Origin of the sequence: Kitasatospora sp. NPDC006697, assembly GCF_042869935.1 — a bacterium.
In the GTDB taxonomy this organism is placed as follows: domain Bacteria; phylum Actinomycetota; class Actinomycetes; order Streptomycetales; family Streptomycetaceae; genus Kitasatospora.
Genome location: NZ_JBIAGU010000027.1, coordinates 1 through 14,290, shown reverse-complemented (window position 1 = coordinate 14,290; position 14,290 = coordinate 1). Strand labels below are relative to the sequence as shown.

The following is a 14,290-nucleotide window of genomic DNA, read 5'->3' as shown; positions in this document are numbered from 1 at the left end:
GCGCGTCAGGTGTTCCCGGTCTCAGCCGGCCGGACTAGCCCGCCTGCGGGTCGCCCGGCGTGTAGGTGACGTGGACCACCTGGCCGTCCTTGCCGGCCGGGCCGAGGTCCTTGCCGTTGACGTACAGGTGCACGGCCGCGGCGTTCCCGATCACCAGCTTGATCTGCTTGGGATCGGTGAAGGTCTGGTCCTTGCCCTCGTCCAGGTTGTTCTGGAAGAGCGACTTGCCGTCGCCGTCCAGCGCCGAGATCCAGCTGGTGCCGCCCTCGGCGACCACCTTGACGGTCACCTTGTCGGCCGGCGCGGCGGCGATCGGCGCCACGCTGGGCGCCGGGGCCGGCGGCTGGACCGAGGGCGAGGCCGGGGCGCTGCTGACCGCGCTGGGCAGCGGGGCGCTGGCCGAGCCGGTGACGGTCTTGGCGGACTTGCCGCCGACCAGGTTGAAGCCGATCACCGCGATCACCACGACGATCGCCACCAGCATCGCCGCGGTCCAGTTCGGCCGGCCGCGGTCGGCCCTGATCCGCTTGGCGTCCAGCGCGGCCACCGGCGAGATGTCCACCGGCGCGGTGCCGTGGATCGCGTCGTAGCGGGCCACCAGGGCCTCGCCGTCCGCGCCGACCGCACGGGCCAGCGCGCGGAGGTGGCCGCGGGCGTAGAAGGCGCCGCCGCAGCGGCTGAAGTCGTCCTCCTCGATGGCGTGCACGATCGGCACCCGCACCCGGGTGCCGGCGCTCACCTCATCGACCGTCAGACCGGCGGCATGGCGGGCCTGGGCGAGGGTGCGGCCGATCGACGGGGTGTCATCCGGCACACCGGCACCGGCCGCGGTGTCAGCGGTGGAGGATCGGCTGTTGTCACGTTCCGGGGACTTGCCGATGGTCACTGGGCACGCCTTTCGAGCGGAGGCCACCTGCTGGAAGAACAGTCTAGGGGTCCGGGCGAATCGTTTCTCAACCGGAGTTCGACCGAACGCGCGCTCCGGGTCGCGGGCGCCCCCGCGGCCGGCCGACCACATGACACGCCCTCAGCCACCTACCCCCGCAAAGTGACCAGAATCGCGTCCAACTCGTCCGGTTTGACCAGGACGTCCCGGGCCTTGGAGCCCTCGCTCGGGCCGACGATGCCGCGCGACTCCATCAGGTCCATCAGCCGGCCGGCCTTGGCGAAGCCGACCCGCAGCTTGCGCTGGAGCATCGAGGTGGAGCCGAACTGGGTGGAGACGACCAGCTCGGCCGCCTGGATCAGCAGGTCCAGGTCGTCGCCGATCTCCTCGTCGATCTCCTTCTTCGGCCCGCCACCGACCGTCACGTCCTCCCGGTAGACGGCCGTCAGCTGGTCCTTGCAGTGCTGCACCACCGCGGCGATCTCCGCCTCGGTGACGAAGGCGCCCTGCATCCGGACCGGCTTGGAGGCGCCCATCGGCAGGAAGAGCGCGTCGCCCTTGCCGACCAGCTTCTCCGCGCCGGGCTGGTCCAGGATGACCCGGGAGTCGGCCATCGCCGAGGTGGCGAAGGCCAGCCGGGACGGCACGTTGGCCTTGATCAGACCGGTCACCACGTCCACCGAGGGCCGCTGGGTGGCGAGCACCAGGTGGATGCCGGCCGCGCGGGCCAGCTGGGTGATCCGGACCACCGAGTCCTCGACGTCCCGCGGCGCGACCATCATCAGGTCGGCCAGCTCGTCGACGATCACCAGCAGGTACGGGTACGGCCGCAGCTCCCGCTCACTGCCCAGCGGCGGGGTCACCGTGCCCGCCCGCACCGCCGCGTTGAAGTCGTCCACGTGGCGGAAGCCGTAGGCGGCCAGGTCGTCGTAGCGCAGGTCCATCTCGCGGACCACCCACTGCAGCGCCTCGGCGGCCTTCTTCGGGTTGGTGATGATCGGCGTGATCAGGTGCGGGATGCCCTCGTAGGCGGTCAGCTCGACCCGCTTGGGGTCGACCAGCACCATCCGCACCTCGTCCGGGGTGGCCCGGGCCAGCACCGAGGTGATCAGGCAGTTGATGCAGCTCGACTTGCCCGCGCCGGTGGCGCCGGCCACCAGGATGTGCGGCATCTTGGCCAGGTTGGCGAGCACCGTGTGGCCCTCGACGTCCTTGCCCATGCCGACCACCATCGGGTGGCTGTCCTCGGCGGCGCTGCGCGAGCGCAACAGGTCGCCGAGGTTGACCATCTCCCGGTCCCGGTTGGGGATCTCGATGCCGACCGCCGACTTCCCGGGGATCGGGCTGATGATCCGCACGTCCGGGCTGGCCACCGCGTAGGCGATGTTCTTGCCCAGCGCGGTGATCCGCTCCACCTTGACGGCCGGGCCGAGCTCCACCTCGTAGCGGGTGACCGTCGGGCCCCGGGTGAAGCCGGTGACCTTGGCGTCCACCTTGAACTCGGCGAAGGTGGCGGTCAGCTGGGCCACCACCTCGTCGTTGAGCGCGCTGCGGGCCTTGCCCGGGCCGCCGCGCTCCAGCAGGTCCAGCGGGGGCAGGGCGTAGCCGCCGCCGGAGAGCAGCTGCAGCTGCTCCATCCGCTGCGGGGCGGGCCCGTGCCCGTCCGGCGCGGCCGGCTCGCCGCCGGGGCCGGTGGCCCGGGCGGCGGGCACGGCGGGCTCCTCCGGCGGCGCGGTGCGGTCCTGCACCTGGTGCATCAGGCTGGCCACCGCCGGCGAGGCGGGCACCCCGTGCAGCAGCGCGCCGTCCAGGTCGGCGGCCACCCCGGCGGCCAGGTCGCGGGTCTCGAACGGGTCCGGGGAGAAGCCGTCCGGCGCCGGCTGCTGCTCGGCCTCCCCGTCCTGCTGGCGGCCGCGGCGGCCGCGCTTGCGGCGGCGGGCGCCGACCTCGTCGGCCGGGTCCTCCACGGTGTACGGCAGGGCCTGCGGGTCGGCGTCCTCCGGCGGCTCGGTGGAGAGCTCCCGCTCGCCCGACGGGTAGGGCTCGCCGTACTCGTCGTAGCCGTAGCCCGGCTCCGGCAGCGGTTCGGCGACGCCGAGCCGGACGAAGAGCGCCCGCAGCCGCTCGGGGATCCGGTTGACCGGGGTGGCGGTGACCACCAGCAGGCCGAAGAAGGTGAGCAGCAGCAGCAGCGGCACGGCCAGCGGCGGCCCGGCCGCGGCCATCATCGGGGTGGAGACGCCCCAGCCGAGGATGCCGCCGGCCTGCCGGATGCCGGCCACGCCGTTCTGCATCCCGGGCGCTCCGCAGCCGATGTGCACCAGCCCGAGCACCCCGACCACCAGGGTGCTCATGCCGATGACGATCCGTCCGTTCGCCTCCGGCAGCTCCGGATGGCGCATCAGCCGCACCGCTATGGCCATCAGCAGTATCGGCACCAGCACGTCGAGGCGGCCGAACAGGCCGCTGACCATCACGGTCGCCGCGGTGCCGAACCAGCCCTGCGGCTGGAACCAGGTGCCGGCCGCGGTGATCAGGCCGAGCGCCAGCAGCAGCAGCGCCTGGCCGTCCTTGCGGTGGTGCGGGTGCAGGTTCTTGGCGCCGTTGCCGAAGCCGCGGAAGACCGCGCCGACCCCGCCGGCCACCCCGCCGACGGCACGGAAGACCACCGGGCGGCGGCGCGGGGGCGGGGGTGCGGCGGCGGCCTTCTTCGCCGGGGCGGCCCTGCGGGCGGACGGCTTGGCCGGGGCCTTGGCGGCCGGCTTGCGGACGGCCGCCTTCTTCGCCGGAGCGGCCTTCTTCGCCGCCCCCGAGCTGGAGGTGCGTGCCGCGCTGCCGGACGTCCGTGAGGCCATGGCAGGAAGACTACCGGCGGGCCCCTCGACCGGGACACATGAGCGACCCTCCTGCCCCGGGTGTGTCGGCATCGCCCGCCGACACACCGTCAGCGGGCCGCAGGACCACCCGTCCGGCCGCTCCGACGGTGCGTCAGTCCGCCGTCACGCCTCGGCGCCGGGGCGCAGGGCCTCCAGGGCGGCCCGCAGCGCGGCCAGCTTGCGCTCCAGGTGGGCGGCGGTGGCGGCGGCACCGGCCTCGGGCGAGTCGTCCAGCTGCTTGGTCAGCGCCTCGGCCTGCTCCTCCACCGAGGCAAGCCGCGCGCTCAGCTCGGCCAGCAGCGGCTCGGCCGCCTCGGCACCCGCGGCGCCCTCGCGCGCGGCGCCGTCCTCCAGCTGCAGCCGCAGCAGCGCGGCCTGCTCCTTGAGCTGGCAGTTCTTCGTGTAGAGGTCGACGAAGACCGAGACCTTGGCGCGCAGCACCCATGGGTCGAAGGGTTTGGAGATGTAGTCCACGGCGCCCGCCGCGTAGCCGCGGAAGGTGTGGTGCGGGCCGTGGTTGCTGGCGGTCAGGAAGATGATCGGGATGTCCCGGGTGCGCTCGCGGCGCTTGATGTGGGCGGCGGTCTCGAAGCCGTCCATGCCGGGCATCTGCACGTCCAGCAGGATCACCGCGAAGTCGTCGGTGAGCAGCGCCTTCAGCGCCTCCTCGCCGGAGGCGGCCCGGACCAGGGTCTGGTCCAGCGCGGACAGGATCGCCTCCAGGGCCAGCAGGTTCTCCGGGCGGTCGTCGACCAGGAGGATCTTCGCCTTCTGCACCACGACCCGCCCTCCTGTCGGATAACCCGCCTGTGTACCGCGCGCCGGCACCCGCGTCCCGCTCGCCACTGTCCCGGTCATGCTAGCCGCACCCCCTCGCCCAGCCCTATCGGATGGTCACCACAGGCCGCGCGAGGCACCTGTCGCCCCGGAGGCAGCGGATCCGGCCAGCCGGCCGTCGCCATCCGGTTACTGTTCGCAACGATGAGTGACCCTAGCGGGTTCCCGGTCCAGCTCGCCAGTAAACGTGGATGTCCGAGCACTAGCCGCGCGCCCCCAGCCACTGCCGCATCACGCTCAGCAGGTGGTCGGTGTCCACCGGCTTGGTCACGTGGTCGGAGGCGCCCGCCTCGATGCTCTTCTCCCGGTCGCCCTTCATCGCCTTGGCGGTCAGCGCGATGATCGGCAGGCCGGCGAACTGCGGCATCCGGCGGATCGCCTCGGTGGTCGCGTAGCCGTCCATCTCCGGCATCATGATGTCCATCAGCACCAGGGCCACGTTCTCGTGCTGCTCCAGCACCTCGATGCCCTCGCGCCCGTTCTCGGCGTAGAGCACGGTCAGGCCGTACTGCTCCAGCACGCTGGTCAGCGCGAAGACGTTGCGCACGTCGTCGTCGACGATCAGCACCTCCTCGCCGTCGAACCGGCCCGCGAAGTGCTGCTCGCCGGGCCGCTCCTCCTCGACGCGCGGCAGGGCGGGCAGCTCGGCCCGCGGGGCGGGCGTGCTCGGCTCCGCGATGCGCCGCCGGTCGGCGGCCGCCCCGCGGCGGCGCTCCAGCGCCAGCTCGCGCACCTCCTGGGCCCACTGGTCGGCCGGGTTGCGCTCCTCGTAGCCGCCCTCCCCCGTCGGGCCGAGCGCGGCCCGAGGCTGGCCGGACCCGGACCCGCGCTCCAGCGAGATGCCCGGGCCGTCGGTGCGCAGCGGCAGGTAGAGGGTGAAGGTGCTGCCCTGGCCGAGCTTGCTGTCGGCGTGGATCTCGCCGCCGAGCAGCCGGGCGATCTCCCGGCTGATCGACAGCCCGAGGCCGGTGCCGCCGTACTTGCGGCTGGTGGTGCCGTCGGCCTGCTTGAACGCCTCGAAGATCTCCCGCAGCTTGTTGTCCGGGATGCCGATGCCGGTGTCGGTCACCGAGAAGGCGACCAGCGGGGCGTCCGGGTCGTCGATCCGGCCGGACTCCAGCAGCTGCTCGCGGACGTGCTGCGGCACCACCGGGCCGGCCGGGCCGATCTCCAGCCGGACGGTGCCGGACCCGGTGAACTTCACCGCGTTGGAGAGCAGGTTGCGCAGCACCTGCTGCAGCCGCTGCTCGTCGGTGTGCAGGGTGGCCGGCAGGTCGGGCGAGACCGTGACGGTGAACTCCAGGCCCTTCTCCGCGGCGAGCGGCCGGAACGCGGCCTCCACGTAGTCGGTCAGCTGGACCAGCGCGATCCGGGACGGGCGGACGTCCATCTTCCCGGCCTCCACCTTGGACAGGTCGAGGATGTCGTTGATCAGCTGCAGCAGGTCCGAGCCGGCGCCGTGGATGGTGTCGGCGAACTCGACCTGCTTGGAGGAGAGGTTGCCCTCGTTGTTGTCGGAGAGCAGCTTGGCGAGGATCAGCAGCGAGTTGAGCGGGGTGCGCAGCTCGTGCGACATGTTGGCCAGGAACTCGCTCTTGTACCGGGAGGCGAGGGCGAGCTGCTCGGCCCGCTCCTCCAGCACCTTGCGGGCCTCCTCGATCTCGCTGTTCTTGATCTCGATGTCGCGGTTCTGCTGGGCCAGCTGCTCGGCCTTCTCCTGCAGCTCCTCGTTGGTCCGCTCCAGCTCCTCCTGGCGGGCCTCCAGCTCGGCCGAGCGCATCGACAGCTCGGCGGTCAGCCGCTGGGACTCCAGCAGCAGGCCCTCGGTCTTGGTGTTGACGCTGATGGTGTTGACGGTCACACCGATCAGGTCGGCCACCTGGGTCAGGAAGTCCATCATCACGCTGGTGAAGGAGCCGAAGGTGGCCAGCTCGATCACGCCCAGCAGCCGGCCCTCGAAGAGCACCGGCAGCACCACCACGTGGGCCGGCGAGGACTCGCCGAGCGCGGAGGAGATCCGCAGGTAGCCGGGCGGCGCCTCGGTCAGGCTGATCGGCCGCTTCTCGATCGCGGCCTGCCCGACCAGCGACTCGCCGGGGCGGAAGCTGGTCGGCATCGAGCGCCGCTGGTAGCCGTAGGAGCCGATCAGCCGCAGCACGGTGTCCGAGGCGTCGTCGTCCTCGGTGACCGCCTCCGCCTCCGCGGACCGGGCGGCCGACTGGGCCAGGAAGAAGGCGCCGTGCTGGGCGGAGACCACCGGGGTCAGCTCGCTCATGATCAGCGAGGCCACCGCCTCCAGGTCACGCCGGCCCTGCAGCAGGCCGGAGAACCGGGCGATGTTGGTCTTGTGCCAGTCCTGCTCCTGGTTGGTCCGGGTGGTCTCGCGCAGGTTGGCGATCATCTGGTTGATGTTGTCCTTGAGCTCGTCGATCTCGCCGGAGGCGTCGACGTCCACCCGCAGGGACAGGTCGCCGCGGGTCACCGCGGTGGCGGCCTGGGCGATCGCACGGACCTGCCGGGTGAGGTTGTTGGCCAGCTCGTTCACCGACTCGGTCAGGTCCCGCCAGGTGCCGTCCACCCCGGGCACCCGGGCCTGGCCGCCCAGGATGCCGTCGGTGCCCACCTCGCGGGCCACCCGGGTGACCTCGTCACCGAAGGCGCTCAGCTGGTCCACCATCGCGTTGATGCTGGTCTTGAGCTCCAGGATCTCGCCGCGGGCGTCCACGTCGATCTTCTGCGACAGGTCGCCGCGGGCCACCGCGGTGATCACCAGGGCGATGTTGCGGACCTGGCCGGTCAGGTTGTTCGCCATCTGGTTGACGTTGTCGGTCAGGTCCTTCCAGATCCCGGCCACGCCGGGCACGTCCGCCTGGCCGCCGAGGATGCCGTCGGTGCCGACCTCGCGGGCCACCCTGGTCACCTGCACGGCGAAGGCGCTCAGCTGGTCGACCATCGTGTTGAGGGTGCCGGCCAGCGCCGCGACCTCGCCCTGGGCCTCGATGGTGATCTTCTTGCCGAGGTCGCCGCGGGCCACGGCGGAGGCGACGTCGGCGATGTTGCGGACCTGGCTGGTCAGGTTCGAGGCCATGAAGTTGACGTTGTCGGTCAGGTCCTTCCAGATGCCCGAGACGCCGCGCACCCGGGCCTGGCCGCCCAGGATGCCCTCGGTGCCGACCTCGCGGGCCACCCGGGTCACCTCGTCGGCGAACGCGCTCAGCTGGTCGACCATGGTGTTCACGGTGGTGACCAGCTCCAGGATCTCGCCGCGCGCGTCGACGGTGATCTTCTTGGAGACGTCGCCGAGCGCGACCGCCGTGGTCACCTCGGCGATGTTGCGCACCTGGATGGTCAGGTTGGACGCCATGAAGTTGACGCTGTTGGTCAGGTCCTTCCAGGTGCCGGAGACCCCGGGCACGGTGGCCTGGCCGCCGAGGATGCCCTCGGTGCCGACGTCCCGGGCCACCCGGGTCACCTCGTCGGCGAACGAGCTGAGCTGGTCGACCATGGTGTTGATGGTGTTCTTCAGCTCGAGGATCTCGCCCCGGGCGTCCACCTGGATCTTCTGCGAGAGGTCGCCGCGGGCCACGGCGGTGGTCACCTGCGCGATGTTGCGGACCTGGTCCGTCAGGTTGTTCGCCATGAAGTTCACCGAGTCGGTGAGGTCGCGCCACACGCCCGCGACGCCCAGCACCTGGGCCTGGCCGCCCAGCCGGCCCTCGGTGCCCACGTCACGCGCCACCCGGGTCACCTGCGCGGCGAAGGCCGAGAGCTGGTCGACCATGGTGTTGATGGTGCTCTTCAGCTCCAGGATCTCGCCCCGGGCGTCCACCTCGATCTTCTGCGACAGGTCGCCGCGGGCCACCGCGGTGGTCACCTGCGCGATGTTGCGGACCTGGTCCGTCAGGTTGTTCGCCATGAAGTTCACCGAGTCGGTGAGGTCGCGCCACACGCCGGCGACGCCGGGCACCTGGGCCTGGCCGCCCAGCCGGCCCTCGGTGCCCACGTCGCGCGCCACCCGGGTCACCTGCGCGGCGAACGAGTTCAGCTGGTCCACCATCGTGTTGACGGTGTTCTTCAGCTCCAGCATCTCCCCGGCCACGTCCACCGTGACCTTGCGGGACAGGTCGCCCTTGGCGACCGCGGTGGTCACCTCGGCGATGTTGCGCACCTGGGCGGTCAGCCGGCCGGCCATGGTGTTGACCGAGTCGGCCAGGTCCTTCCAGCTGCCGGACATCGAGCGGACCCGGGCCTGACCGCCCAGCTTGCCGTCGGTGCCGACCTCGCGGGCCACCCGGGTCACCTCGTCGGTGAACTCGGAGAGCTGGTCCACCAACCCGTTCACGGTCCGCCCGACCTTCAGGAACTCGCCGCGCAGCGGCTGGCTGCCGCCGTCCGGCTGGATCGAGCGCAGCTCCATCCGCTGATCCAGGTCGCCCTCGGCGATCGAGGCCAGCACCCGGCCCACCTCGGCCATCGGCCGGGCCAGGTCGTCGATCAGCGCGTTGCCGTTGTCCACGGCGGAGGCCCAGGCGCCCTCGCCGGCGCCGCTCTCCAGCCGGGCGGTCAGCCGGCCCTCCCGGCCGACCGCGCGCCGCACCCGGGACAGCTCGCCGGTCAGGTGCTGGTTGCGCTCGGCCACCTCGTTGAAGACGGCCGCGATCTCGGCCATCAGCCCGTCCCCGGGCACCGTCAGCCGGCGGCGGAAGTTGCCGTCCCGCATCGCGGTGAGCGCGCCGAGCAGTTTGCGCAGCTCGGCGGGCTCGGCACCCCTGGCGTGGGCGGGGCGCCGCCCGGCCGCGCCCCGGGGCGCGGAGGCGGCACGCGCGCCGCGAGGAGTCGGCGCGCTCTTCTGTCCGCCGGCGGTCGGTGCCGCGGCGTCCTTGGTGGCCGAACTCAACTGGAACCCTCCCAGGTCGCGACTGGCTGGTGCCCGCCGCACCGGCGTCCAGCTGCCGAACCGGCGGATCACCCAGTCTGACAGCACCGACCGTCGTTGTTGACCCGCTTGGGCTTCCTCACACCATTGTGAGGAGCCTGTGGTGGGCAGAATCACCCTCGGGGGCCCGTTTCGCTCCCCCTGGCCCACGGGAAACCGTCCGGAAAGTAGGGTGGAGCGCTGCACCCGCCCCCGGTCCGATCCACCCGGGACCCACCGGTCCGCCCCAGCGGCACCGGGCGTCGAGCAGCCGTACCCGAAGCAGAGGAGAAGCAGCCCGTGGTCACCGCGCGCGCAGCCGCCACCTTCGAGCCGGACGGCCGGTCGGCTTCCGCCGCGCGCGGATTCGTCCGGGAGGCGCTGATGGGGTGGGGTCTGCCCGAAGTGGTGGACGACGCCGTCGTGCTGGTCAGCGAGCTGGTCACCAACGCCGTCGTGCACGCGGGCACCGCCGCCGAGGTGAGCTGCCTGCGCGAGGAGGACTCGGTCCAGATCGGCGTCACCGACCGGCACCCCGAGCGCGGCCTGCCCTCCTTCGCGGGCGAGCCGGAGACCGGGGCCGACAACTCCGAGCACTTCGCCGACGCCGAGGGCGAGGGCGGCCGTGGGCTGCTGATGTGCTCGGCGCTCTCCAGCCGCTGGGGCGTGGAGTACACGGCCGGGCAGAAGACCGTCTGGTTCCGGCTGCCGCTGCAGCGCTCGCTGCCCGGCACCCGGGTGGCGCTGCCGCAGGCGCCCGGCGAGGTGCTGCCCAGCACCGAGGGGCCGGTGCTGGTGGCCGTGGCGCAGTTGGACGCCGCCGGCGCCGTGACGGCCTGGAACCCCGACGCCGAGGAGTTGTTCCGCCGCCCCGCCGCCGAGGTGCTGGGCCGCCCCTGGGCCGAGCTGGTGGTCTGGCCCCAGCACCCGTCCGGGCCGCTCGACTCGGTCCTGCGGCTGGCCCGCTGGGAAGGCGTCTTCGGCATCCGCCGGGCCGACCAGCGGACCATCGAGGTCTACGGCTGCCAGGTCCGGGTGCTCGACCCCACCGGCGCTCCCGCCACGCTCTGCCTGATCGTCCGGGAGCGCGACCGGGCCGTGCTGCGCGGCCCCGACCGGGCGCTGCCCGGCGGGCCGGCCGGCGGCGGGCTGGAACCGCTGGACCTGCTACCCGAGGGCGTGCGGGCCGACGACCTGTCCGGCCTGCTCCAGCAGACCGTGGAGCGGGCCCGCGACCTGCTCGACGGGGACGCCTCCTACCTGCTGCTGGCCACCGAGGACGAGACCGAGTTCGAGGTCCGGGCCGCCACCGGCCTCTCGGCGGGGCGCACCAAGAACGTGCGGCTGCCGATCGACTCCGGCCACTCCCGCTACGACTCGGCCCGACTGCCCGCCGTGCACGACGACCTGACGGTCCGTCCGCACGGCGCGCCGCTGCTGGCCGGCAGCGGGCTGCGCTCGCTGGTCACCGTGCCGCTCAAGGTCGAGGGGCGGCTGATCGGCTCGCTCGGGGTGGCCGCCGACCGGCCCGGCCAGTACGACAACGACCACGCGCTGCGCCTGCAGTTCGCCGCCGACCGGATCGCGCTGACCGTGGAGAACGCCCGGCTGGCCGAGCGCGAGCGGCTGCGCCGGGGTGCGCTCTCCTTCCTGGTCGAGGCCTCCGACCTGCTGGCCGGCACCCTGGAGCACGAGCAGACGCTGGCCCTGATGGCCCAGATGGCGGTGCCGACGCTGGCCTCCTGGTGCGCCGTCTACACCCAGGAGGAGCGCGGCAGACTCGCCGAGCTCGCCTATGTGCTGCACGAGGAGGAGGAGCGGATCGACCCGCTGCGCGAACTCCTCCTCCGCACTCCGGCCGAGGCCCGGGACACCGCTGACGGCACGGTCTTCTGGACCGGCCCGGCCGAGGCGATGACCCCCGCCGAGCCGACCGGGCTGATCGGCGAGACCGTGGTGCTGCCGCTGATCGCCCGCAACCGGGTGATCGGCCTGCTGGTGCTGGGCACCCGCAGCGGGGTGGCGTTCCGCCAGGAGATCCTTGAGCTGGCCGAGGACCTGTCCCGGCGGGCGGCGCTGGCGATGGACAACTCCCGGCTCTACTCCGAGCGCAGCGCCACCAGCCGGGCGCTGCAGCGCAGCCTGCTGCCGCCGGAGCTGCCGAAGATCCCCGGCGTCGAGGTGGAGGTCTTCTACCAGGCGGCCGGCGAGGGCAATGAGGTCGGCGGCGACTTCTACGACCTGTTCGCGATCCGCGAGGGCACCTACGGCTTCGCGATCGGCGACGTCTGCGGCACCGGCCCGCAGGCCGCCTCGGTCACCGGGCTGGCCCGCAACTCGCTGCGGCTGCTGGCCCGCGAGGGCCTGGACGCGCCGCAGGTGCTCAGCCGGCTCAACCGGGCGATCCTCGACGAGGGCGACCGGGGCCGGTTCCTCACCCTGCTCTACGGCGAGCTGACGCCCCGCCAGGACGGCGGGGCGGTGCTCAACCTGGTCTGCGCCGGGCACCCGCTTCCGCTGCGGCTGCGGCCCGACGGCGAGGTGACGGCGGCGGCCACCTCGCAGCCGCTGCTCGGCGTGATGGAGCCGCTGGAGCTGACCTCCGAGCAGCTGGTGCTGGAGCCGGGCGAGGTGCTGCTCTGCGTGACCGACGGGGTGACCGAACGGCGCGAGGGCATGCGGATGCTCGGCGAGGAGGGGCTGGCCGAGGTGCTGACCGGCTGTACCGGGCTGACGGCGGGTGCGGTCGCGGCCCGGGTGCAGCGCGCGGTGGAGCGGTTCGCCCCCGAGCCGCCCTCGGACGACATGGCGATCATCGCGCTGCGGGTGCCGACCCAGCGTCAGGGCTGATCGGCGCCCTGACCGCCGCCGGGGCCGGTTCGGGCGGCTCCGGTCACGGGCCGGACTCGGCAAGCTGACGAACCGACAAATTCTACGATTGCCGGGATTCACAAGGGTACAAGCGCCGTCACCCTGGGTAGAGAACTGCTGACCGGGACTCCTCCCCGGCGGCACGGTCCCCGCAGCCACAGCTGCCCGGATCCCCGCGACGGCCGCCCATCCGCCGTCGCAGTCGGCAATCCACCCCACTCTCCCCGCTCACCCCGCACCGTCCCGGCCTGCCCGGAAGAGTGCGTATGCGAGCGATCCTGCCCTGCTGCACACGCGTGTCTTCGTGCACCTCCCATGAACGAAAGGAGCCTCCGGTGAGCAGTGACGCCTCCGGGGCCAGCGCCCGGTCCGCTTCGCTCGAAGCGGGTCCTCTCGGTTATCTCGCTCTCGGCCTGACCCTCCTCGCCTTCGGCCTGCTGCAGACCGGGGTGCTGCACGGCACCGCGGTGGGCGACGCGGGCGGCCTCGCCCACCTGGTCGGCGGCATCGCGCTGTTCATCGCCGGCCTGTGGCAGTTCCGCTCCGGCGACGGCTTCACCGGAACCGCCTTCACCAGCCTCGGCGCGTTCTGGGCGGCCTGGGCCGCCGGGGTCGGCTCGGCCGCCGGCGGCAAGAACGCCGCCGGGCTCTTCCTGCTGGTCTGGGCGCTGCTGGCGATCACCCTGACCGCGGCGAGCTGGCAGGCCGGCGGCCTGATCGGCCGCGGCGTCTACGGCCTGCTGGCCCTGGCGCTGCTGGTGGACGCGGTCGGCACCCTCAGCAGCTCGACCGGCCTGGTCAAGACGGCCGGCTGGGTGGCCGCCGTCGCGGGGCTGCTCAGCTGGTACTGGGCGACCGCCGCGCTGACCAACAGCGGCTGGGGCCGGGACGCGCTGCCGGTCAGGTGACGGCACGGCCGGTGGGGACGGCGGGCAGTGCCCGCCGTCCCCACCGGCTTGCCCCGTACTGGGCCGCGTACGCGAGCAGCAGCAGCCAGACGGCGACCAGGCCGTCGGCCCAGAAGTGGTTCGCCGTCACCACCACCACCGCGACGGTCAGCACCGGGTGCAGCACGATCAGCCAGCGCCAGGGCGAGCGGGCGACCGCGATCACGGCCACCGCCACCAGCACACACCAGGCCACGTGCACCGAGGGCATGGCGGAGAACTCGTCGGCCTGCACCCCGCCGATGCCGCCGCCGTAGACGGACTGGCCGTACTGCGCGGCCACGTCCACGAAGCCGTGGTCGGTCAGCATCCGGGGCGGGGCGACCGGGATGAACTGGATCAGCAGGCAGGCGGCGGTCACCAGCACCACGGTGGTGCGCACCCACGGGTAGCGGGCGCGGTGGCGGACGAAGAGCCAGAGCAGCACCAGCAGCATCACGCCGAAGTGCATGGTCGCGTAGTAGTAGTTGGCGAGCCGAACCAGCACCGGGTATGGCGTCACCGCCTGCTGCCAGGAGGCCTCGTCGGGCAGGCCCAGCTGTCGTTCGGTGTGGTGGATCCACTCGGCCCGGTCGAGGGCGTGGGCACTGGACATCACCGAGAGCTGCCCGACCAGCTGCCAGAGCGCGAAGAGCGCCAGCAGCGTGCCGGCCTCGCGGAGCAGGGCCACCACGGTCCGCCGGGCCGGCCGGAGGCGGTGGACCGTGAAGGCGGCGCCGTAGAGCGCCGCGGCCGAGACTCCGGCGCTCTGCCACGAAAGGGTCAGGTTCTGCAACGCCGTGCCTCTCCACCGAACGGTTCTGCTGGCAGAGAGGGTAGCGTGCGGCCCTACAACGCGAAGAAGCCCCCAGCGAATAAACGGCGGGGGCTTCTTCTGAATGATTGTTCGGCGGCGTCCTACTCTCCCACAGGGTCCCCCCTGCAGTACCATCGGCGCTATGAGGCTTAGCTTCCGGGT

The 14,290-nt window shown here is 72.7% G+C and carries 7 protein-coding genes and 1 rRNA gene; 2 read left to right on the top strand and 6 right to left on the bottom strand.

Translation table 11 applies throughout. The annotated features are described in order from the left end of the window. Positions 1-34 precede the first annotated feature (34 nt). The 4 genes from ACFYNO_RS29985 to ACFYNO_RS29970 all read right to left on the bottom strand — a co-directional run bounded on the left by ACFYNO_RS29985 (position 35) and on the right by ACFYNO_RS29970 (position 9,319). Complete coding sequence (locus tag ACFYNO_RS29985; RefSeq protein WP_388019470.1) at positions 35-886, bottom strand: helix-turn-helix domain-containing protein; 852 nt, start codon at positions 884-886, stop codon at positions 35-37. A 149-nt stretch (positions 887-1,035) separates the two neighbouring features. Further along, positions 1,036-3,741: a DNA translocase FtsK gene (locus tag ACFYNO_RS29980; RefSeq protein ID WP_388019467.1), complete on the bottom strand. Its 2,706-nt coding sequence runs from the start codon at positions 3,739-3,741 to the stop codon at positions 1,036-1,038. Positions 3,742-3,885: 144 nt separating this feature from the next. Continuing rightward, complete coding sequence (locus ACFYNO_RS29975; protein WP_388019464.1) at positions 3,886-4,542, bottom strand: two-component system response regulator; 657 nt, start codon at positions 4,540-4,542, stop codon at positions 3,886-3,888. A 259-nt stretch (positions 4,543-4,801) separates the two neighbouring features. Beyond that, positions 4,802-9,319 carry a HAMP domain-containing protein gene (locus ACFYNO_RS29970; RefSeq protein ID WP_388019739.1) on the bottom strand — a complete coding sequence of 1,506 codons (4,518 nt, stop codon included), beginning with the start codon at positions 9,317-9,319 and terminating at the stop codon, positions 4,802-4,804. Positions 9,320-9,814: 495 nt separating this feature from the next. Here ACFYNO_RS29970 and ACFYNO_RS29965 point away from each other — a divergent pair, with 495 nt between their 5' ends. Continuing rightward, complete coding sequence (locus ACFYNO_RS29965) at positions 9,815-12,364, top strand: SpoIIE family protein phosphatase (RefSeq protein ID WP_388019461.1); 2,550 nt, start codon at positions 9,815-9,817, stop codon at positions 12,362-12,364. A gap of 356 nt (positions 12,365-12,720) precedes the next feature. Then, on the top strand, positions 12,721-13,293 hold the full coding sequence (locus ACFYNO_RS29960) for an acetate uptake transporter (protein ID WP_388019458.1): 573 nt from the start codon (positions 12,721-12,723) through the stop codon (positions 13,291-13,293). Here ACFYNO_RS29960 and ACFYNO_RS29955 read toward each other — a convergent pair. Together ACFYNO_RS29955 and rrf are read right to left on the bottom strand one after the other, a co-directional pair. Next, positions 13,286-14,107 (bottom strand): phosphatase PAP2 family protein, encoded by an 822-nt coding sequence (locus ACFYNO_RS29955; protein WP_388019455.1) that lies wholly within the window; start codon positions 14,105-14,107, stop codon positions 13,286-13,288. The genes ACFYNO_RS29960 and ACFYNO_RS29955 overlap by 8 nt on opposite strands. Before the next feature lie 109 nt (positions 14,108-14,216). Then, positions 14,217-14,290: ribosomal RNA gene (rrf, locus tag ACFYNO_RS29950) — 5S ribosomal RNA — on the bottom strand; the annotation flags it as partial.